General features: G+C 50.0%; 23 protein-coding genes. 21 read left to right on the forward strand and 2 right to left on the reverse strand.

Annotated elements, in window-relative coordinates:
- The first annotated feature begins 6 nt into the window (after nt 1-6).
- Complete coding sequence (locus tag QJT81_01460) at nt 7-588, forward strand: DUF3501 family protein (GenBank protein WGZ94686.1); 582 nt, start codon at nt 7-9, stop codon at nt 586-588.
- A gap of 9 nt (nt 589-597) precedes the next feature.
- Here QJT81_01460 and QJT81_01465 read toward each other — a convergent pair whose 3' ends face one another.
- Nucleotides 598-2,916 (reverse strand): response regulator, encoded by a 2,319-nt coding sequence (locus tag QJT81_01465; protein ID WGZ94687.1) that lies wholly within the window; start codon nt 2,914-2,916, stop codon nt 598-600.
- Nucleotides 2,916-3,884: an octaprenyl diphosphate synthase gene (gene ispB / locus QJT81_01470; protein ID WGZ94688.1), complete on the reverse strand. Its 969-nt coding sequence runs from the start codon at nt 3,882-3,884 to the stop codon at nt 2,916-2,918. The genes QJT81_01465 and ispB overlap by 1 nt, the downstream gene beginning before the upstream one ends.
- A 165-nt stretch (nt 3,885-4,049) precedes the next feature.
- Here ispB and rplU point away from each other — a divergent pair, with 165 nt between their 5' ends.
- The 20 genes from rplU (at nt 4,050) to QJT81_01570 (ending at nt 19,243) form a co-directional block, all read left to right on the forward strand.
- Complete coding sequence (gene rplU / locus QJT81_01475; protein WGZ96442.1) at nt 4,050-4,364, forward strand: 50S ribosomal protein L21; 315 nt, start codon at nt 4,050-4,052, stop codon at nt 4,362-4,364.
- Between the two features lie 12 nt (nt 4,365-4,376).
- Nucleotides 4,377-4,649: a 50S ribosomal protein L27 gene (gene rpmA / locus QJT81_01480; protein WGZ94689.1), complete on the forward strand. Its 273-nt coding sequence runs from the start codon at nt 4,377-4,379 to the stop codon at nt 4,647-4,649.
- 71 nt (nt 4,650-4,720) lie between these two features.
- Nucleotides 4,721-5,650, forward strand: a complete 930-nt coding sequence (locus QJT81_01485) for a Dam family site-specific DNA-(adenine-N6)-methyltransferase (GenBank protein WGZ94690.1) — start codon at nt 4,721-4,723, stop codon at nt 5,648-5,650.
- Entirely contained in the window at nt 5,643-6,368 is a 726-nt protein-coding gene (locus QJT81_01490; protein ID WGZ94691.1) for an HNH endonuclease, read from the forward strand. The genes QJT81_01485 and QJT81_01490 overlap by 8 nt, the downstream gene beginning before the upstream one ends.
- Nucleotides 6,369-6,373: 5 nt before the next feature.
- A complete protein-coding gene (gene obgE, locus QJT81_01495) occupies nt 6,374-7,399 on the forward strand; it encodes a GTPase ObgE (protein ID WGZ94692.1) in 1,026 nt (341 codons plus the stop codon).
- Nucleotides 7,380-8,510, forward strand: a complete 1,131-nt coding sequence (gene proB, locus QJT81_01500) for a glutamate 5-kinase (protein WGZ94693.1) — start codon at nt 7,380-7,382, stop codon at nt 8,508-8,510. Before obgE ends, proB begins: the two co-directional genes overlap by 20 nt.
- 85 nt (nt 8,511-8,595) lie before the next feature.
- Nucleotides 8,596-8,976, forward strand: coding sequence for a Co2+/Mg2+ efflux protein ApaG (gene apaG / locus QJT81_01505; protein ID WGZ94694.1), 381 nt, complete (start codon nt 8,596-8,598; stop codon nt 8,974-8,976).
- A 111-nt stretch (nt 8,977-9,087) separates the two neighbouring features.
- On the forward strand, nt 9,088-9,921 hold the full coding sequence (locus QJT81_01510; protein ID WGZ94695.1) for a lytic transglycosylase domain-containing protein: 834 nt from the start codon (nt 9,088-9,090) through the stop codon (nt 9,919-9,921).
- A 110-nt stretch (nt 9,922-10,031) separates the two neighbouring features.
- The gene (locus QJT81_01515; protein ID WGZ94696.1) at nt 10,032-10,952 is read left to right on the forward strand and encodes a branched-chain amino acid transaminase; all 921 of its coding nucleotides are present in this window, start codon (nt 10,032-10,034) and stop codon (nt 10,950-10,952) included.
- An 11-nt stretch (nt 10,953-10,963) separates the two neighbouring features.
- Nucleotides 10,964-11,170, forward strand: coding sequence for a zinc-finger domain-containing protein (locus tag QJT81_01520; GenBank protein ID WGZ94697.1), 207 nt, complete (start codon nt 10,964-10,966; stop codon nt 11,168-11,170).
- Between the two features lie 4 nt (nt 11,171-11,174).
- Entirely contained in the window at nt 11,175-12,176 is a 1,002-nt protein-coding gene (gene waaF, locus QJT81_01525; GenBank protein ID WGZ94698.1) for a lipopolysaccharide heptosyltransferase II, read from the forward strand.
- An 89-nt stretch (nt 12,177-12,265) separates the two neighbouring features.
- A complete protein-coding gene (locus QJT81_01530) occupies nt 12,266-12,598 on the forward strand; it encodes a rhodanese-like domain-containing protein (GenBank protein WGZ94699.1) in 333 nt (110 codons plus the stop codon).
- Nucleotides 12,599-12,688: 90 nt separating this feature from the next.
- Nucleotides 12,689-13,150, forward strand: coding sequence for a DsrE/DsrF/DrsH-like family protein (locus QJT81_01535; GenBank protein ID WGZ94700.1), 462 nt, complete (start codon nt 12,689-12,691; stop codon nt 13,148-13,150).
- A gap of 69 nt (nt 13,151-13,219) precedes the next feature.
- On the forward strand, nt 13,220-13,834 hold the full coding sequence (locus QJT81_01540) for an NAD(P)H-dependent oxidoreductase (GenBank protein ID WGZ94701.1): 615 nt from the start codon (nt 13,220-13,222) through the stop codon (nt 13,832-13,834).
- Nucleotides 13,835-13,849: 15 nt separating this feature from the next.
- The gene (locus QJT81_01545) at nt 13,850-14,713 is read left to right on the forward strand and encodes a metallophosphoesterase (GenBank protein ID WGZ94702.1); all 864 of its coding nucleotides are present in this window, start codon (nt 13,850-13,852) and stop codon (nt 14,711-14,713) included.
- Nucleotides 14,714-14,889: 176 nt separating this feature from the next.
- The gene (locus tag QJT81_01550; GenBank protein WGZ94703.1) at nt 14,890-15,348 is read left to right on the forward strand and encodes a response regulator; all 459 of its coding nucleotides are present in this window, start codon (nt 14,890-14,892) and stop codon (nt 15,346-15,348) included.
- 9 nt (nt 15,349-15,357) lie between these two features.
- Nucleotides 15,358-15,744 carry a response regulator gene (locus QJT81_01555; GenBank protein ID WGZ94704.1) on the forward strand — a complete coding sequence of 129 codons (387 nt, stop codon included), beginning with the start codon at nt 15,358-15,360 and terminating at the stop codon, nt 15,742-15,744.
- On the forward strand, nt 15,737-16,267 hold the full coding sequence (locus tag QJT81_01560; GenBank protein WGZ94705.1) for a chemotaxis protein CheW: 531 nt from the start codon (nt 15,737-15,739) through the stop codon (nt 16,265-16,267). Before QJT81_01555 ends, QJT81_01560 begins: the two co-directional genes overlap by 8 nt.
- Nucleotides 16,264-17,403, forward strand: a complete 1,140-nt coding sequence (locus QJT81_01565; protein WGZ94706.1) for a methyl-accepting chemotaxis protein — start codon at nt 16,264-16,266, stop codon at nt 17,401-17,403. The genes QJT81_01560 and QJT81_01565 overlap by 4 nt, the downstream gene beginning before the upstream one ends.
- 34 nt (nt 17,404-17,437) lie before the next feature.
- Nucleotides 17,438-19,243 (forward strand): hypothetical protein, encoded by a 1,806-nt coding sequence (locus QJT81_01570; GenBank protein WGZ94707.1) that lies wholly within the window; start codon nt 17,438-17,440, stop codon nt 19,241-19,243.
- Nucleotides 19,244-19,261 lie beyond the last annotated feature (18 nt).

The raw sequence follows: 19,261 nt of genomic DNA on the forward strand, positions 1-19,261 counted from the left end.
GTGATGATGGAAAAGTTGACCCGTGCAGACTTGCTGAGTCTGGAACAGTATTCAATCGAGCGCAAAGCCTTCCGCGAGAAGGTGATGGCGCACAAAGCTGCCCGCAAAATACACATCGGCCCGAATGCAACGCTGTATTTTGAAGACCGCTTAACCATGCAGTACCAGATTCAGGAAATGCTGCGGATTGAGAAGATTTTCGATTCCGCTGGCATTCATGAAGAACTGGAATCGTATAACCCGTTGATTCCCGATGGCTCGAACTGGAAAGCGACCTTCATGGTCGAGTTTTCCGATGTGGAAGAGCGCAAGGTGCAACTGGGGCGGTTGATCGGAATCGAGCGGCATACCTGGGTGCAGGTGGCGGGTTTTGACAAGGTTTACGCGATTGCTAATGAGGATTTGGAGCGCGAAACCGAGGAGAAAACCTCGGCGGTGCATTTTACGCGCTTTGAGTTGACCCCGATTATGGTAGCTTCGGTGCAGGAAGGCGCGGCTATTCAGATGGGGATTGAGCACCCGAATTATGCGTATACCGTGACCTTGGGCGAAGCGTCGCGTGCGTCGTTGGCGGCGGATTTGGGTTAAGCCTAAGCCCTAACCATCATCCTCACGGTTAACCGCCTTGAGGATGATTTGACACAAACGTTGCCAGTCCGACGGTTTGTTTAAGAAACCATTCATCCCCGCAGCTAGGCATTGTTGCTTAACTTCAGCACTCGTGTGCGCGGTTAAAGCGATGACGGGAATGTTGGGATTGGGGGAATGCTGGCGTATCCATTGCAACACGTCAAAGCCGGTGGTATCGGTCAGGTTAATGTCGAGTAATACCACATCAAACGGGTGCTGTTGCAAGTAAAGCAACGCACTTTGCCCATCTGCGGCGACTTCTACATTGCCACCTTGAGCACTCAATAGTTCGTAACCCAGCAAACGATTCATAAATTCGTCATCGACCAATAAAATGCGGATGCCCTGCGGCAGTCGGCAAGGTGGCTTATCCGTTGTTGCCGTTTCAAGGTGGGCGACGTTAAAAGGCAATGTGAAGAAAAAATGGCTGCCTTTACCCACGGTACTTTCAACCGCCAATGTTCCGCCCAAACAGGTGACAAGGCGGCTGCTAATTGCCAGCCCTAAGCCGATGCCGTCCTGTGAAAGGTTGGAGGTTGGCTTTGCTTGGGTAAATTCATCAAAAATCGTCGATAATTTTTCAGCGGGAATGCCAATGCCGGTATCACGCACCGAAAAAGACAGGCGTAATGCGGGTGATTCTGGTATGGCATGACGCTCCACCGTGCAGGTGACAGTGCCTTCATGTGTATAGCGCAGCGCATTTTGCAGTAAATTGGTCAGGATTTGCGTTAAACGTAAACGGTCGCCCAGTAAGGTTTCGGGGATGCTGTCATGCCCGACAAATACCAGTGATAAGCCTTTTTTCTGTGCCTGATTGATTGTTAAATCATGCACTTGACGCATGACAATGCTTAGTTGAAATGGTTCTTGTTGTAGTTCCAGACTATTGCTTTCAATTTTGGCGATGTCTAACACATTGCCCATTAAGCGTGACATGTGTTGGGATGTTTGCTCAAGTTGACTGACGTATTCCGCTTGCTTGGGGGTGAGCGTGGTGAGGCGTAACAGTGTACCGAGGCTGGTGATGGCGTTGAGTGGCGTGCGTAATTCGTGGTTGATGGTTGCCAGAAAGCTGCTTTTGGCTTGATTCGCAGCGGCAGTGCGCTGCATGGCTTCACGCAATGTCCTGACTTTTTCCATTTGGATAACGGATAGCAACAGCAAAAAAATCAGGTGTCCTATTGGCATCGCAGTGACGTAAAACGCTTTGACATCCCAGTGTGTCACATTGAACGTCAGCACTAAGACATTGGGTGCGACCAAAAATAGCACAAAGAAAAAAATACTAAAAAAGTAACGGGCAATGCGACCGCCTTGGCGTAACGCAGTGATACTGGTGCTAAACAGCACGAGCATTGTAATCATGCTTATGCTATTGACAACCAATGTGCCGCCGGGGATCCAGCCTGTTATCAGAATCAGGGGTAGGCATACCCCTATCAGCGCGTTTAACAATTGGTGATGGCGCGGTGTTTGGTATTTGGTTTGCAGCAATTGTTGTGTAAACAGGCAAAAGGATATAATCGCGATATACAACGGTGTCGTGAAAAAATGCGAGCCGGTGTCGTGGAGGAATCCAATCCCCTCAAATACTGGATTGGAGAGGTGTGCAACCGCAGTCATTGCAAGAATATGCACCACCAGTGACAAATAGCTAATTTCACGCAACGCAAAAAACAAAAACAGGTTGTAAGCTGCCAACACCAACATTGCACCGTAAATGGCGGCGTAGAGACGATAATTTTGTTTACTGCGTTCCAGCATCGCATCCGCTGTGACCAATTCTACCGGCAAGCGAAACGCGGAATCGCCATTGGTTGCCCGCACGTAAATTTGTAGAGGCATGGCGCGGGGGAGTGCCAGTGACCAAGCGGGGCGGCGATAGTTGGTAACGGGTGCGGCGTATTGGGCTGTTACGTCTTGTCCCTCGGATAGCAGATAAAAGTCGTATTCATCCTCTAGGAATGCATCGGACAAGGCGTACCATTTCAGGCTGGACTGGTTGATTAACGTAAAACGTACCCAATACGCCGAGCGACTTCTGCCGAAACTGGGGGCGTTTTGGCTGGTGTTTACGGTAAATTTTTCGTCAAATGCCGCTGATGTAACCTGTTGCAGGGTTAATTGCCGTGACGGGTCTTCCAATACTGCCATAAAGGGTGCGGCGGAAACCGTGTCCTGGCTATCCGTGAGGATTAATGTTGAGGTGTCAGCCGCCACTACATGGCTGAGTAAAAACAGCAGCAAGCCCGCCAACCAAGACAATGGCGCGGCGTGTTTCATCAATGGCTACGGTTAATCGCAAACCAAGCCAGTGATTCCAATGCCTGCCGATAGTCGCTATCCGGCAGGCATTGCAGGCTGGCAATCGCACTTTCCGTTTCACCCTTCGCCCGTTCCAGCGTGTAATCAATCGCCTTGGTGTCGGTGATCGCCTGCATAATGGCATCAATTTGATCTAACCCACCTTGCTCAATCGCACGACGAAGTATGCCAGCCGTTGCCGCATCGCTGCGCTGTATCGCAATAATCAGCGGCAAGGTCGGCTTGCCTTCGGCTAAATCATCACCCACATTTTTGCCCATTTCCTCAGCATCAGCGGTGTAATCCAACACATCATCGACCAATTGGAACGCTGTGCCTAAGTGCATCCCGTATTTCGCCATCGCCTCTTCGTGTTCTGCACTTAAGCCCGTCAATACCGCGCCTAACTGACACGCCGCTTCAAACAATTTCGCGGTTTTGGAATGGATGACTTCCATGTAACGTTCTTCGGACGTGTCAGGATCGTGGCAGTTGAGCAATTGCAATACTTCGCCTTCGGCAATCACATTGGTGGTGGTGGAGAGAATTTCCATCACGCGCATACTGCCCACATCCACCATCATTTCAAACGAGCGCGAATACAAGAAATCGCCCACCAGCACGGCGGCTTGATTGCCCCACACGTTATTGGCGGTTTCCTTGCCACGCCGCATATCAGACTCGTCCACCACATCGTCATGCAGCAGGGTGGCGGTGTGGATAAATTCCACAATCGCGGCAATATCGACATGCCGTTCCCCCTGATACCCACAGGCGCGAGCGACCAGTAACGCCAGCAATGGGCGCAAGCGTTTACCCCCGCTGCCAATAATATAGTGGCTGAGTTGGTTGATAAGCACGACATCGGAATGCAGGCGACGCTGGATTAAAGCATTGACTGCCTGCATGTCAGCATCGGCAAGTTGGCGAATTGTATTGAAATCCATGATTATGCAGGCTGCGGTAAAGCCCCGAATGCTAGGAAGCCCCCCCCGCTATGTCAAGCGATACGCGCAACTCCTTGAAATATTTTATTTCCCGTTTGACCTGACGGGGCGTAAACGGTATAATCCTGCGGCTCTTTAACAGGACATTTTTTGGAGAATCGAATCATGTATGCGGTCATCGTAACCGGCGGTAAACAGTACCGCGTCGCTCAAGGCGACAGCATCTTCGTTGAAAAACTGGATGCAGTAGAAGGCGCAGACATTGATTTCGATAATGTCCTGATGGTCGGGGAAGGTGACACCGTGCAAATCGGCGCACCTTACGTTGCAGGCGCGAAAGTAACTGCAAACGTTGTGGCCCAGACTCGCGGCGTCAAAGTGCGGATCATGAAATTCCGCCGCCGTAAGCACCATCAGAAATGTACTGGTCACCGCCAGTACCTGACACAAATCGAAATCACTGGCATTTCAGCAGCGTAAGGGGAGACAGCAATGGCACACAAAAAGGCAGGCGGTAGTACCCGCAACGGTCGCGATTCAGAATCGAAACGACTTGGCGTTAAGCGCTTTGGTGGTCAATTCGTTCTGGCTGGTAACATTCTGGTTCGCCAGCGTGGTACACGCTTCCATGCCGGTGACAACGTAGGTCTTGGTAAAGACCATACTTTATTCGCCAAGGCAGACGGTATCGTGGTTTTCAAGCAAAAAGGCGCTGAAAACCGTAAGTTTGTAAGCATTCAACCTGTTGAAGGTTGTTCCGCTTAAAAACTTCCGTCTTAGGACGATTTGCGTAAAAGCCCCGCCTGTCGGGGCTTTTCGCGTGTTATGATCAGGTCATGAAAAGTATCCCGCACCCCATTCAATATCAAGGCAGTAAGCGCAATTTAGCAGCCGCGATTCTTGGTTATTTCCCCAAGGATGTGGATTGTTTGATTGAACCCTTTGCAGGTTCGGCAGCGATCAGTATTGCGGCGGCGGCACGTCAATTGGCGGCGCGTTACGCGATTAATGATGTCAACAAACCGTTAGCAGAATTGCTGCGTTTGATGGTAGAGCAACCAACAGAAACGGCTGATTATTACGAGCAGATTTGGAATGGGCAGCTCACAGAGGATAGTCCGAGCCATTATTATCAGATGCGAGATGCCTTTAACCGCAGCCAAGACCCCCGTCTTTTCCTGTATTTGTTAGCGCGTTGTGTCAAAGGTGCGGTGCGTTACAATGCTGATGGGATGTTCAATCAGAGCCCCGATAAGCGTCGTAAAGGCACTCGCCCCGCGACTATGCGTAACAATATTTTCGGGGTGTCAGCGTTGTTGCAAGGTATAAGTGCCTTTTCAGCACTGGATTACCGTGATGTGCTGAGAACGGTTACGACCGATGATCTCGTGTACATGGATCCGCCTTATCAGGGCGTTTGCGGTGAACACGATTCGCGCTACTTGTCCGGTATTGACCACCATGAGTTTGTATTGGCACTGGAAGAATTGAATGAACGGGGCATCGCTTATGTCGTCAGTTATGATGGACGTAGGGGTGATAAGGCATTCGGCGAATTGTTGCCTAGTTATCTGGAGTTGTCGCGTATTGAATTGTTAGCAGGGCGTTCTAGCCAATCGACCTTGCTGGGACGCACTGAGATGACGTATGAATCGCTGTATTTGTCACCTGTTTTAGTGCAGAAGCGAACATTGCCTGCTTTACGGAGTCATGCTATTCCCATGCAGCCACACTGTGCGCCTGAGGCTCATGCGCTCTATGCCTGAAGTGTCAGCCGCATTATTGGAGTTGTGCCGCGCCGTAACAGCCAAACGTCCTAAAACGGTGATTGATCATATTCTGGCGCATGGTTTTATCACGACCGAAGCGCTGAAAGATGTTTACGGCTATAACCATCCACCTCGCGCCGTGCGGGATGTACGTGAAAATGGCATTCCATTGGAAACGTTTCGGGTAACGGGTTCGGATGGGCGTAAGATTGCGGCTTATCGCTTTGGTGAATTGAGCGGCTTAACGGTCAGGAAATTATCGGGGCGCACGGGTCTGTCCAAGCGCCTCAAAGAGGCTCTGATTGCCAAGTACGGTTGCCAGTGTTTCATCTATTTGGAAGTGATGGGTGAGCGTGAGTTGCAAATTGACCATCGCGTTCCCTATGAAGTGGATGGCGACGGCGATGAGGCGTTAAACCCTGACGATTTTATGCTGCTGTCTGCCTCCGCAAATCGGGCAAAATCATGGTCGTGTGAACATTGTGACAATTGGAATGGCAGTAAAGATAAGCAGGTTTGCCTGACCTGTTACTGGGCGTTCCCAGAAAATTATACCCATGTGGCAACGCGCCACAGTCGTCGTATTGACCTTGTTTGGCAAGGGGATGAAGTGGCAGTTTATGAAAAACTGAAAGCAGCCGCTTCTGAGCTTGGTAAAGAAGTCCCTGAGTTTGTTAAAGAAGTGCTTGAGCGGGAAGCCAAGTTACTGGGATAGGATTTATGCAGTTTGTTGATGAAGTAGTAATCCGCGTGAAAGCGGGTGATGGTGGCAATGGTTGCGTGAGCTTCCGCCGCGAAAAGTACATTGAATTCGGTGGCCCCAACGGTGGCGACGGCGGTGACGGTGGTGATGTGTATCTGGTTGCCGAGCGCAACTTAAATACACTGATTGATTTCCGTCACCAGCGTTATTACGAAGCACAGCGCGGTGAAAACGGTGCAGGCAATAATATGACCGGCAAGCGTGGCGATGATCAAGAGATCAGCGTTCCGGTTGGCACGGTGGCTTACGACGCAGAAACCGGCGAGATGATCGGCGATTTGATCGAACCCGGTCAACGCTTGTTGGTGGCAAAAGGCGGTTGGCATGGCTTGGGTAACTTGCGTTACAAAAGCTCGGTGAACCGTGCGCCGCGTCAGTCCAAACCGGGTACGGTGGGCGAATTGCGCGTGTTGCGCATGGAGCTGAAGTTGCTGGCCGATGTGGGTTTGCTGGGTTTGCCGAATGCGGGCAAATCCACCTTGATTAGCGCGGTGTCATCTGCTCGTCCGAAAGTCGCCGATTACCCGTTTACGACCTTGTATCCGAATTTGGGTGTGGTCAGTGTCGGTGTCACGCAAAGTTTCGTGATGGCGGATATTCCCGGTTTGATCGAAGGCGCTGCCGAAGGCGCGGGTCTTGGTATTCAATTCCTGCGGCATTTATCGCGTACCAGTTTATTGCTACACGTGGTGGACGTCGCACCGATGGCGGAGGAAAATGAGCCAGTGCGGGCGGTGCGTACCATCGAAGGCGAATTGGAGCAATACAGCGAAGAGCTGGCGAATTACCCGCGTTGGTTGGTGCTGAACAAAATCGACTTGTTACCACCAGAAGAACGTGCGACTCGTTGTCAGGAAATTGTGGACGCACTCGGTTGGACGGGGCGCGTTTTCCAGATTTCCGCAGCCACCAGTGCAGGCACGCAAGACCTGTGTTTCCACATTATGCAGTATTTGGACGAACATGCAGACCACTCGAACTGAATTCATGCCCAAGACCCAGCGTTGGGTCGTCAAAATTGGCAGTGCCTTGCTGACTCGCGATGGGGAGGGCTTGGATCGCGAAGCACTGGCAGATTGGGCGGGGCAAATGGCTCGCCTGCATCAGTCTGGTGTGGAAATCGTGTTAGTGTCTTCCGGCGCAGTCGCCGAAGGCATGAGCCGCATGGGTTGGAAAACCAAGCCCAAAGCCTTGTTTGAAAAGCAAGCGGCGGCAGCAATTGGGCAAATGAGCCTGATTCATGCCTACGAGATGGTGTTTCAGCAACACGGTTTCCACGCCGCACAAGTGTTGCTCACCCATGATGACCTCGCCAATCGCCGCCGTTACCTCAATGCGCGTAGCACCTTGACCACCTTGATCGACCTCAAGGTGATTCCGGTGATCAATGAGAATGACACGGTCGCGTTTGAGGAAATTCGCTTGGGTGATAACGACACGTTGGGTGCAATGGTGGCGAATTTGGTGGAGGCGGATGTGTTGGTGATTCTCACCGACCAGTCCGGCTTATTTGATAAAGACCCGCGTAAGTTCGCCGATGCGCAGATGATTGTTGAGGGGCGTGCCAATAACCCCGATTACGTGGAATTTGCGGGTGGCGCAGGCACATTGATCGGCAGTGGCGGAATGCGTACCAAGGTAATCGCGGCGCAACGGGCGGCGCGTTCGGGCTGTGCCACGGTGATTGCCTCAGGGCGTGAACCGCTGGTGTTGGAGCGTTTACGCACAGGTGAGTTGTTAGGCACGTTGTTATTGCCGGATGCTGCACCGATTGCGGCGCGTAAGCAGTGGATTGCAGGGCAATTGGCAGCTAAAGGCACGTTGTGGCTCGATGCTGGCGCGGCAGAAGCGATTCTCAAGACAGGAAAAAGTTTGTTGCCGGTTGGGGTGTCACGGGTGGAAGGGGTGTTTGACCGGGGTGAAGTGGTGAGTTGTGTCACTGAAGACGGGCGCTTGATTGCCAAGGGATTGGTGAATTATTCGAGTGAAGAAGCGAACCGCATTAAACGTCAGCCCAGCAAATCCATTGAGCAAGTACTAGGCTATGTGGATGCGCTGGAATTGATTCATCGCGATAATTTAGTCTTATTATAGAGATGAGTTCACTTTAGTCGGATTTTATTGTTATGTACATTGTCTGTGGAGTATGGTTTGGGCAGCGTGTACGGAGGAACAGGGAATGGATAGCGAGCGTTATAATATTCAAGTGTCGGTGGAATCACATTTCATCGAAAAAGAGTCTGACCCGGAGCAGTCGCGTTACGTATTTGCGTATACCGTGACGATTGTGAATGAGGGGAGTATCGCGGCAAAATTACTGACACGGCATTGGGTTATTTCCGATGCGGAAGGTCGCACCCAAGAAGTGCGGGGTGATGGTGTGATCGGTGAGCAGCCTTATCTGCAACCTGGCGAAGGTTTTCGCTACACCAGTGGCACTATTTTGGATACGCCGTTAGGGGTTATGCAAGGTTCTTATCAAATGCTGGCGGATGATGGGGAGCATTTTGATGCGGTTATTGCACCTTTTCGTCTAGTTGATCCGCGCGTTCTGCATTAAATCTCCTCAAGCTTACCACTGGTCTTGTGCTGCTAGACACACTTGAAAATAGCAGGGTATAGTGAAAATAGATTTTTCCTATAGTGTCTATAAAAACAAGAAGTGGTAACGATGAAAACCCCAAGTAAATCAAACCATGCCAGCAGTCTTGTGGCGTTGTCGATTCTGTGTGGTGTAGCCGCACACAGCGAATCAGCGGAGGCGGCTGTTTACACTTATGTTGATAAAGATGGTACACGTTGGTTAACCAATACGCCCAAAAAAGGCAATAAATATAAATTAGTGGCGAAATACGGTGCACCACAGAAACATTCCTCTAAACCGAAAGCCTCCATTAGCAATGCTAATTATCCCGTTTATAGTGCGGTGCCTGCTATCCAAGGCAGTTCCAGAGGCCACTGTGGTTCACAAAGTCAGGCGCACTTAACCAATAAAATGTTGCCGCATCTGGACTCTATCCGTACTCATGCCCGTGCTTACGGGGTGGATGAAAATCTGGTCATCGCGTTAATGAAGCAAGAATCTTGCTTTAACCCTAATGCACGCTCACGGGTTGGCGCGATGGGGCTGATGCAGCTCATGCCCGGTACTGCTGATATGATGGGGGTTGCTAACGCTTGGGATCCGCATCAGAACATCAAAGGTGGTGTGAAATACTTGGCGGAACAGTTGCGCACCTTCAATGGTAATGAGGCATTGGCGTTGGCTGCTTATAATGCGGGGCCAGGTGCGGTACATAAGTACAAAGGCATCCCGCCTTACCGTGAAACCCAGAACTATGTCGCTAAAATCATGCGTGATTACCGTGGTGCGCAAGCGCAACCCATTCAGCAAGCACAAGCAGCGGGTTATCAGCGTAATGCACGTGTACCCGCAGGCATTTCACGCGGACAAGGCTGGGCTAAACCGGTACAAGAATTCACGGTTTTCCGTGGTTTGTCATAAGCACTGGGTAGGCTGGCTTCTTTTTGCATCGCAGTAGGCTGCACAGACTGGCAACAATGAAACGTGAAGTGTATGCTTTGACGTTTGATTTTGACCTGTGGAGATGAGCGATGTCGATGTCTGACCGCGATGGCCTGATCTGGCTGGACGGCGAAATGGTGCCTTGGCGCGAAGCCAAAACCCACGTCTTAACCCATACCCTGCACTATGGCATGGGCGTTTTTGAAGGCGTGCGAGCGTATAAGACTGAGCAAGGCACGGCGATTTTCCGCTTGCAGGATCACACTGATCGCCTGTTTAATTCTGCAAAAATCATGCGGATGCCGATGCCTTACAGCAAAGAAGTGCTGAATGAGGCACAGAAAGCAGCGGTACGTGAAAACAAGCTGGATTCGGCATATATTCGCCCCATGTGTTTCTACGGTTCCGAAGGCATGGGGTTGCGTGCTGATAATCTGCAAACCCATGCGATGGTCGCAGCGTGGACTTGGGGTTCTTATCTTGGTGCGGAAAACATGGAAAAAGGTATTCGCATCAAGGTGTCTACCTTCACTCGCCACCACGTCAATATCACCATGTGCAAAGCTAAAGCCAACGGTAATTATATGAATTCCATGTTGGCTTTGCGTGAAGCCCTTGATGATGGTTATGACGAGGCTCTATTGCTGGATGTCGATGGCTATGTGGCTGAAGGCAGTGGCGAAAACTTCTTCCTCGTCAAAGATGGCATTATCTATACGCCAGATCTGACTTCCGCACTGGATGGCATTACCCGCAAGACTATGCTGCATTTGGCGGCGGAGTTGGGGTTGGAAGTGCGCGAAAAACGCATTACCCGTGACGAAGTTTACATTGCCGATGAAGCTTTTTTCACTGGCACAGCGGCAGAAGTGACCCCGATTCGGGAACTGGATCGTCGCCCGATTGGTTCAGGCACACGTGGCCCGATTACCGAAAAGCTGCAATCCCTGTATTTCGACATTGTGCACGGGCGGGTTGAAAGATACCGTCATTGGTTGACTTACGTTTAAGCGGAGGCTGCATGTCTGCACCGAGTATTGCTGATTACAAACGTTTGAATGACACCCGTGAAGTGGTGGTGAAACGTCAGGATTTACCCTTGAGTTGCCCCACTGATGCGACCGCGTTGTGGTGTTCGCATCCGCGAGTATCCTTGGCGATTGAATACAGTGGCGACAAGACTGCCCGTTGCCCTTATTGCGGTACACTTTACCGTTTGATCGACTGACACAATGGCGTTTTTCCCTAAACGTTGCCTGATCGTTGGCCCTTCGTGGGTCGGTGATATGGTGATGGCACAAAGCCTGTTCATGGTGTTGAAAAACCGTTTCCCCGATTTGCAGATTGATGTGCTTGCTCCTGCGTGGAGCAAGTCGATTTTAGCGGCAATGCCCGAAGTCTGTACTGCCATTGAAATGCCGTTACAGCACGGTGAGTTAGCCTTGGGAAAACGTTACCAACTCGGCAAAGCTTTGCGGGCGGATGGGTATGATTGGGCTATTGTGTTGCCGGGGTCATTCAAAGCAGCACTCGTACCGTTTTGGGCAAACATTCCGGTGCGCACGGGGTTCAAGGGGGAACTGCGTTACTGGTTGTTGAACGACATTCGGCGGCTGGATAAATCGGTGTTAACGATGACGGTGCAGCGTTTTGTGGCATTGGGTTTGCCCGCTGATACCAATCTGCCACCTGACATACAGCCTCCTCACTTGGTCGTTGCACATGCCTCTGCTACTGTATCGACTGCTCCAATACTTGCGCTTTGCCCAGGTGCGGAATACGGTGGTGCGAAACGCTGGCCTGCTGATTATTTTGCTGCTGTTGCCAAATACTATATTGCCCAAGGTGGGCAAGTTGTTTTACTGGGTTCTGACAAGGATGCTCCGGTTACTGCGCAAATCGCTAATGCTGTAAATTTGCCCGCAGCCTGCCAAGACCTTGCGGGCAAAACCAGTATTCGTGAAGTGCTAGGGGTATTGGCGCAAGCGGATCAGGTTGTTAGTAATGATTCTGGTTTGATGCATGTTGCTGCTGCGGTGGGTACACCCGTGATTGCTGTGTACGGTTCTTCTGACCCAATGTACACACCACCCTTGAGTGACAAGGCGCAAATCGTTTATCTGGGTTTGGAATGCAGCCCTTGTTTCAAACGTGAATGCCCTTTAGGGCATTTGGACTGCTTACAAAAGATTACGCCAGAGCAAGTGATTGCACGCTTAGGTGCGCCTCCATGACAGCAATTTTTTCTACATAACTTGACACTGTATCCATCTTCATTAGAATATAAGAAAGTTTTAATATTTCTTTGGATGTAGGGTCGTTTATGTTTGGAATTCGTGAGGTTGACGCCGCCGGTTTGAAAAAAATGCTGGATTCAGGTGAAAAAGTCCACTTAATTGACGTGCGTTCCGCTTCGGAAGTAGCTCAGGGTATTATTGAAGGATCTGAATTCATGCCCTTGCATACCCTGCCATTACGGATGAACGATCTGCCGAAAGATGAAACCATCGTGTTTTATTGCCGCAGCGGGGCGCGTTCAGCACAAGCCTGCATGTTTTTAGCACAGAATACCGGCATAGAGGCGGTAAATCTGCGTGGTGGGATTATTTCGTGGTATCAATCAGGTATGAAGGTTGTGTTACCAAACGCTGCCTAAATTAGAGAATTCTGTTATAGTGATTCTGGTATTTGAGAGAGGTGGGTCTTATTGACCCGTGAGTTATACTTTACCCATGAGACATCAAGCATGAAAAAGCTGGCTATCATCGCAACTAAAGGTACCCTCGATTGGGGCTACCCTCCGTTCATTCTGGCATCCACCGCAGCCGCCCTCGGTTATGACGTACAAGTTTTCTTCACATTCTACGGTTTGCAGTTGTTGAAGAAAGACTTAAATCTGCAAGTAACTTCTTTAGGTAACCCCGGTATGCCAATGCCAATGCCAATGCCAGTTTTGTTACAGGCACTGCCAGGGATGCAAGGCATGATGACCTCCATGATGAAAAAGAAAATGGCGGACAAGGGTGTGGCTGACTTGGCTGAATTGCGTGAACTGTGTCAGGAAGCTGATGTCAAATTTATCGCTTGCCAGATGACCGTTGACCTGTTCGAGATGGAAACCAAGGACTTCATCGACGGCGTTGAATACGCAGGTGCTGCGATGTTCTTTGAATTCGCGGGTGAATCCGACATCTGTCTGTTTATCTGATTTCCGAAGGTTATTGGACAGTCAGTAAAAAGCCGGGTATACCCCGGCTTTTTACTTGGAGAAAGCGTCATGAAAATTATGGTTATCAGTGGTAGCCACCGTGAAAACTCGCAAAGTGAGAAAGTAGCACATTACATTGCGGAGTCTTTGCTAGATAATAAACAGGCAGATGCGACGGAAGTATTTTCCCTGGCAGGCAACCCGCTACCATTATGGGATGAGGGTATTTGGAATGGTGAGGCCAAGTGGCAGGCATTACTTAACCCTTTATCAGAAAAACTAGCATCCAGTGATGGTTTCGTCATCATTGCACCGGAATGGCATGGTCAAGTACCTGCGGGGCTAAAGAATTTCTTTCTGCTGTGGGGAGCAGGTGAATTAGCACATAAACCGGCCTTGATTGTGACTGTTTCTTCATCCGATGGGGGCGCATATCCTGTCGCTGAATTGCGAATGAGCAGTTACAAAAATAACCGTATTTGCTATATCCCCGAACACATTATTGTGCGTAATGTGGAATCTGTCCTTAATGAGGACGCTGCACAAAATAAGCCGGAGGCGGATAGCTATTTCCGTGACCGTATTGCCTATGCCGGGGGAATTCTCTGCGCTTACGCAACGGCACTAAAGGGTGTTCGCGAATCCGGCATTACGCAGACGGAGGCTTTCCGTTTTGGTATGTAACTAGAGGCTGTCACCATGTTGAAAACAGCGACAATGGCTCCCCAACGGGTACTCAATCGTATTGGGCGTTTGAGCTATTTCCACGATGATCGCCACGCCGAGCGGACGAATGAAATTCGCTGGCTGGTGGAAGAGTTTGTCGAAATTCCCGTAAAAAATCTGCCGTTGGCTTTGGAAGGTTTCACGATTGTGCAACTCACTGATATGCACTTGCGCCCTTATACCCAGGTCGAGCATATTCAACGGGCGGTGGAAAAAACCAACGCCCTTAAGCCGGATTTGGTGGTGCTGACTGGTGATTACGTGTGGCACGATGGTGAGGATATTCTGGATTTGGTTCCGGTATTAGCGGGTTTAAATGCCCGCTATGGGGTGTTTGCGGTGATGGGGAACCATGACATTAAGACGGATCCGGTTCTGATTGAGGAAACCTTTGCTAAGCATGGTATTCCGGTTTTGCGTAATGATGGGCTGGATATTCAACACAGTGGCGGGGTATTCCACCTCGCAGGTATTGATGATGGCTGGTTGGGAAAACCTGATATAAAGGCGACACTGGACAAGTTACGGGGTAATAAACCGGTCGTATTATTGGCACATGAACCCGATATGCTGGATTGGTATGCCGATGATACTAGGATTTCGTTGCAACTATCCGGGCATACCCACGGTGGACAGGTGCAAATCAAACCGGGCAAGCCGTTTATTCGGCCTTACCTAGGGCGTAAATACGTGCAGGGGCTGTATCGGGTCAATGAGTCCTGGGTCTACACCAGTCGGGGGATTGGGTCGACGGGGCTGCCGATTCGCCGTAATTGTGCCCCTGAAATTACCCATGTAACGTTAGTTGGGGGGGATTATTACCCCCAAGCGGCATGACACTTTGTCTGAAAGGCTTGGGTATTCGCATCAGGTGTTGGGTAAACTAGGTTGTATATAAAAAGTGTCGGCGTTACCCGTCACTGCATAAAGACCTTCTGTAAGCTCAGGCTTGCCAGGTAAGTCGGTTAGTCTGTAATAATTAGAAAAACAACGAACTAGGTTAAAGTGTGAATATGCCTGATACCCTAAATAATACGCTTGAACGCGACCTGACCGGCTTAAAAGTCGTGGTAGTGGATGACAGCAAGACCATTCTGCGCACGGCTGAGGTATTACTCAGTGAGCAGGGGTGTTGGGTAGTCACTGCTGGTGATGGTTTTGAGTCCCTGTCAAAAATTGCCTCCTTTAAACCGGATGTCATTTTCGTTGATATTATGATGCCACGTTTAGATGGCTATCAAACCTGTGCATTAATTAAAGCTAACCGGCAGTACCGTGATACGCCAGTTATCTTATTGTCTAGTAAAGACAGTATTTTTGATATGGCACGCGGGCGTTTAGCGGGTTCTGATAAGTACTTGACAAAACCGTTTACTAAGGATGATTTGTTGGCTGCTATTTATACTCATGTGAAATTGCCAAATGTCCCAGAAGCACCCGCAGCTCCCTTTATTGATCTAATTGACGAGTAAGGGGATGTTATGTCTGGGCTACACGTATTAATCATCGATGATTCTCTGACTGATTCCCGTATTTTTACGGCATTGCTGGAAAAAAAAGGCTACAGGGTTAGTGTTGCCTGTAATGGTCAGGAAGGAATCGAGGTGGCTAAAGCGCGTCAGCCAGATATTATTTTAATGGATGTTGTCATGCCTCTCCTGAATGGTTTTCAGGCTACTCGCGAATTGACCCGTGCAAAGGAAACGTCTCATATCCCCATTGTAGTATGCAGTTCTAAGTCTGGAGAGACTGACCGCGTGTGGGCATTGCGTCAAGGTGCCAAAGCCTATCTGACTAAGCCGGTAGAACCCAAAGTGTTACTGGAAACGCTTACCCAGTTTGCAACTAAGGCGGGAAGACATGGCTAACCCTTACGAGCTATTAGCAGGGTTGGCGTTGTTACGTGAGAAAAAACGCCGCTCTCGCCAGCATGATGCGCAAGAATTACAGGAATGGTCTGGCTTTCAAATCCATGTGGGGGATAGCGTTTGCCTGATTCCTTGTGAACAAGTGGAAGAAGTGGTGATGCCGTCCAGTGTTGCAGGGGTACGCGGTGTACCGCGCTGGGTCAATGGTGTGATCTATTGTCGGGCGCAACTGGTTACGCTAGTGGATCTGGCTGCTTTGTTATTAGGAAAAGATCGTGCAGCCGTTTCTGGGCGGGCTTTTGTGGTGCGTGGCAGACAAGAATGGTTTGGATTACAAGCCGGTAGCTTTGAAGGGGTGAGACATATTTGGTCTGATACACCAGTGTGTGATGCACCGCTACAGTTGAATGATGACTGGCGACGTTTCACCCGGCAATGGTTGTTGTTGGATGATCAGCCGGTAGCCGTTCTTGAGGCGATCCAGTTGGTTGCAGCGCTGGAGAGCGGGGAGATTCGGGTATGAGTCTGTTCGCTTATCAGGTGGTGGTGGTGATATTGCTGCTGTTACTGGTGGGTATGGGCATCCTGCTGTTGTACATGCGGCGGCAGATGCAAACTCAGTCAGTCGGTAAGGCACGTCAGCAGCAACAGGCGGTATTACGCTTGTTAGATGAGATGAGTTCCCTCGCAGACGGCGATTTGACGATGCGAGCGACAGTAACAGAGGATGTAACGGGGGCGATTGCGGATGCAGTGAACTATGCAGTGGATGCTTTGCAGGGATTGGTAGTACGAGTGGATATGACCTCGCATCGTCTAACAGGGTTTGCTCAGGACGCAGAAAAGCGTATTAATAGTTTGGCTGGGTCGACTTCCCGGCAAGCTCAAGAGATTGCTGTAGTCACCTCCGCTATTGCTACTATGACGAAGTCTATTCAGAAAGTGTCACGTAATGCCTCCAGCTCGACGGAGGTTGCACGTAAGTCACTGGATATTGCGCAGACGGGAGCGCATACCGTGCGGGCAACGATTGCTGACATGGGCGCTATTCGTGAAAAAATTCAGGCAACCTCCAAGCGGCTCAAACGTTTAGGCGAAAGTTCGCAGGAAGTCGGGGACATTGTTCGCTTGATGAATGATATTGCCGAACAGACGAATATTTTAGCTTTAAATGCCTCTATTCAGACTAGCTCCAGCCAGGCCATGAGCGGGAGTACGCATGGCAATGCGGGTTTCAGGCGTTTGGCAGATGAGATGCAACAATTGGCGCAGCAAGCGGCAGAAGCTTCACGCAAGATTGATGTGCTGATTCGTACCATGCAGGCTGATACCAGTGAAGTCATGGCTTCGATGGAGGAAACCACGGCTAAGGTGGTTGACGGAGCGCGGAATGCTGAATCGGCAGGTGCTGCGCTGGATGAAGTCGAAGACGTGACCGTGGGTTTGGCACGTCTTATCGGTAATATTTCAGAGGCAGCAGGCAAACAAGCTAACATGGCAGGTCAGGTGGTTGATACCATGAGTGCGATTCAGGAAATCACTCAGCAAACGGCACGTTACAGTGAAGAGACCAGAGATTTGGTCACTGATTTGAACACGACGGCGGCTGATTTGCGTGGTGCTATTGCCGGTTTCAATCTGGCCGAAGAAAAACAATAATCACAGGTGCAATATGATTTCGGATAAATCAAGTTTGGCTAGCCGTCTTGGGTGGATCGTCAAGGACACTGAGCTGGCAATTGAGCAAGCCCGGCAGTCCTTCGGGCGCTATATTGATTCGGCTGACAAGAGTGAACTCAGTAGTAGCCGTGAAACCTGCCGCCACTTGAATGGGGTGTTAGAGATACTGGATGCCAGTGGTGTCAGTATGCTCAGCCGGGAAATTTTGTTGTTGTTAGATGCTTTGATTCAGGATCGGGTAGGAAATCTGCGTGCAGCACAGGAGGCGGTTGCAGAAGGTTTGCTGCAATTATCGGAATACCTCAAGCATTTACAGGAAGGTTATGCCGATTTGCCGGTGATTGTGTTGCCGACATTGAATAATCTGCGGGCAGCGCGTGATGCGGAACTGTTATCTGAGCATTTGATCTTTTTGCCAGAAGATGGTCATGCCAGCGATGAACTGATCGGTACGAGTGAGTATGTTGCGCTCCCGTTAGAGAAATTGCAGCAGGTTAGCAGTAAGTTGCGGTTTTTCTTGCAAAAAGCGCTATTGGGCTGGTTCCGTAATGAGCAACCCGAACGCATGTTACAAGCAGCAGGCAAAGTTACCGATAATATGATCAAGCTCAACCACACCCGACGCTTGCGTTCACTGTGGTGGATTGCTTCTGGTTTAGCTGATGCACTCGAACATGGGCGTTTGGAGCAAGGGGTTGCCGTCAAAATGTTGATGGGGCGGCTAGAGCGTGAAATCCGTCATTTTGCTGAACAGGGTGAAGCACGTTACGAGCAAAGCTTGTCCGATGAGCTGATTAAAAACCTTCTGTATTACATTGGGTTGGCGGAGAATGGCGCTGTCATTACCGATAAAGTGAAAGCAGCTTACCACTTGGATCTGTATCTTCCTCAAGGTGAAACTCTGGATGAGTTGCGTCATTACTACACCACTCCAGGGCGTGATATGTGGCGGGCGGTTGCTTCGTCGGTTACAGAAGAGCTACGTAGCTTGCAGGGTGTTTTAGATGCTATGCAGGATCAGGAACGTCAACCTGAACTGTTAGCTAAATTGATTGACAGAACAGAAAGTCTGGCCAGTACGTTGACTATGCTGGGTTTATCACGAGCTGCCGGGTTTACCAGTGAATGGGTAACGGAATTAAAAGGCAGATTGTCCGGCGATAAAGTGCAGGACTTAGAATCCATCTTGCAGATCAGTACGCACTATGCACGTTTGGAAAAAGTCTTGGTCGAGTATGCGGAAACGGGGCATGACCTGACGGAGACTATTTTCAGTGAGGAGGTCGGTAATAGTCTTACCGATCCTTCGGATGAACGCAGCCTATTACGCACGACCCTTACCGAGTTGAGTAAAGCGCAGTCACGGATGGTGGCGTTTTATAAAGAGGGTTGGGCGTTTGTGTGCTTAGAAGAGGTGGCTACTTCACTGGAAAATATCAGTGGGGCGTTGACGATTGCAGGCACGAGTGAATTGTTACCGTTAGTCGATACGGCTTTGCGCTATGTGCGTGAAGATCTGTTGGCGAACCAGCGTGAGCCATCACAGGATGAGTTATCCACATTTGCAGATGTTTTAACCTTGTTTGAAGCATCGGTTTCGGCACGCTTGCATCAGGAAGACTACTTGTCGTTACTGCCAACAGGCTTTGCTAAACTGCGGGAACTGGATCATTCGAGTGATCTGAATCTGCTAGGTGAAGTCGATTTGGCAGAGCTGGAAGCCGATGTTGAGGCAAAAAAAAAAGCGAAACAGCTCACACCCTCGACTTTACTTCAGCGCTTACGGATGCCGATTCAACCAGCATTAACCCCAGCCTAACACCGATCCCTCCTGCCT

The organism is Candidatus Thiothrix putei (assembly GCA_029972225.1).
In the GTDB taxonomy this organism is placed as follows: domain Bacteria; phylum Pseudomonadota; class Gammaproteobacteria; order Thiotrichales; family Thiotrichaceae; genus Thiothrix; species Thiothrix putei.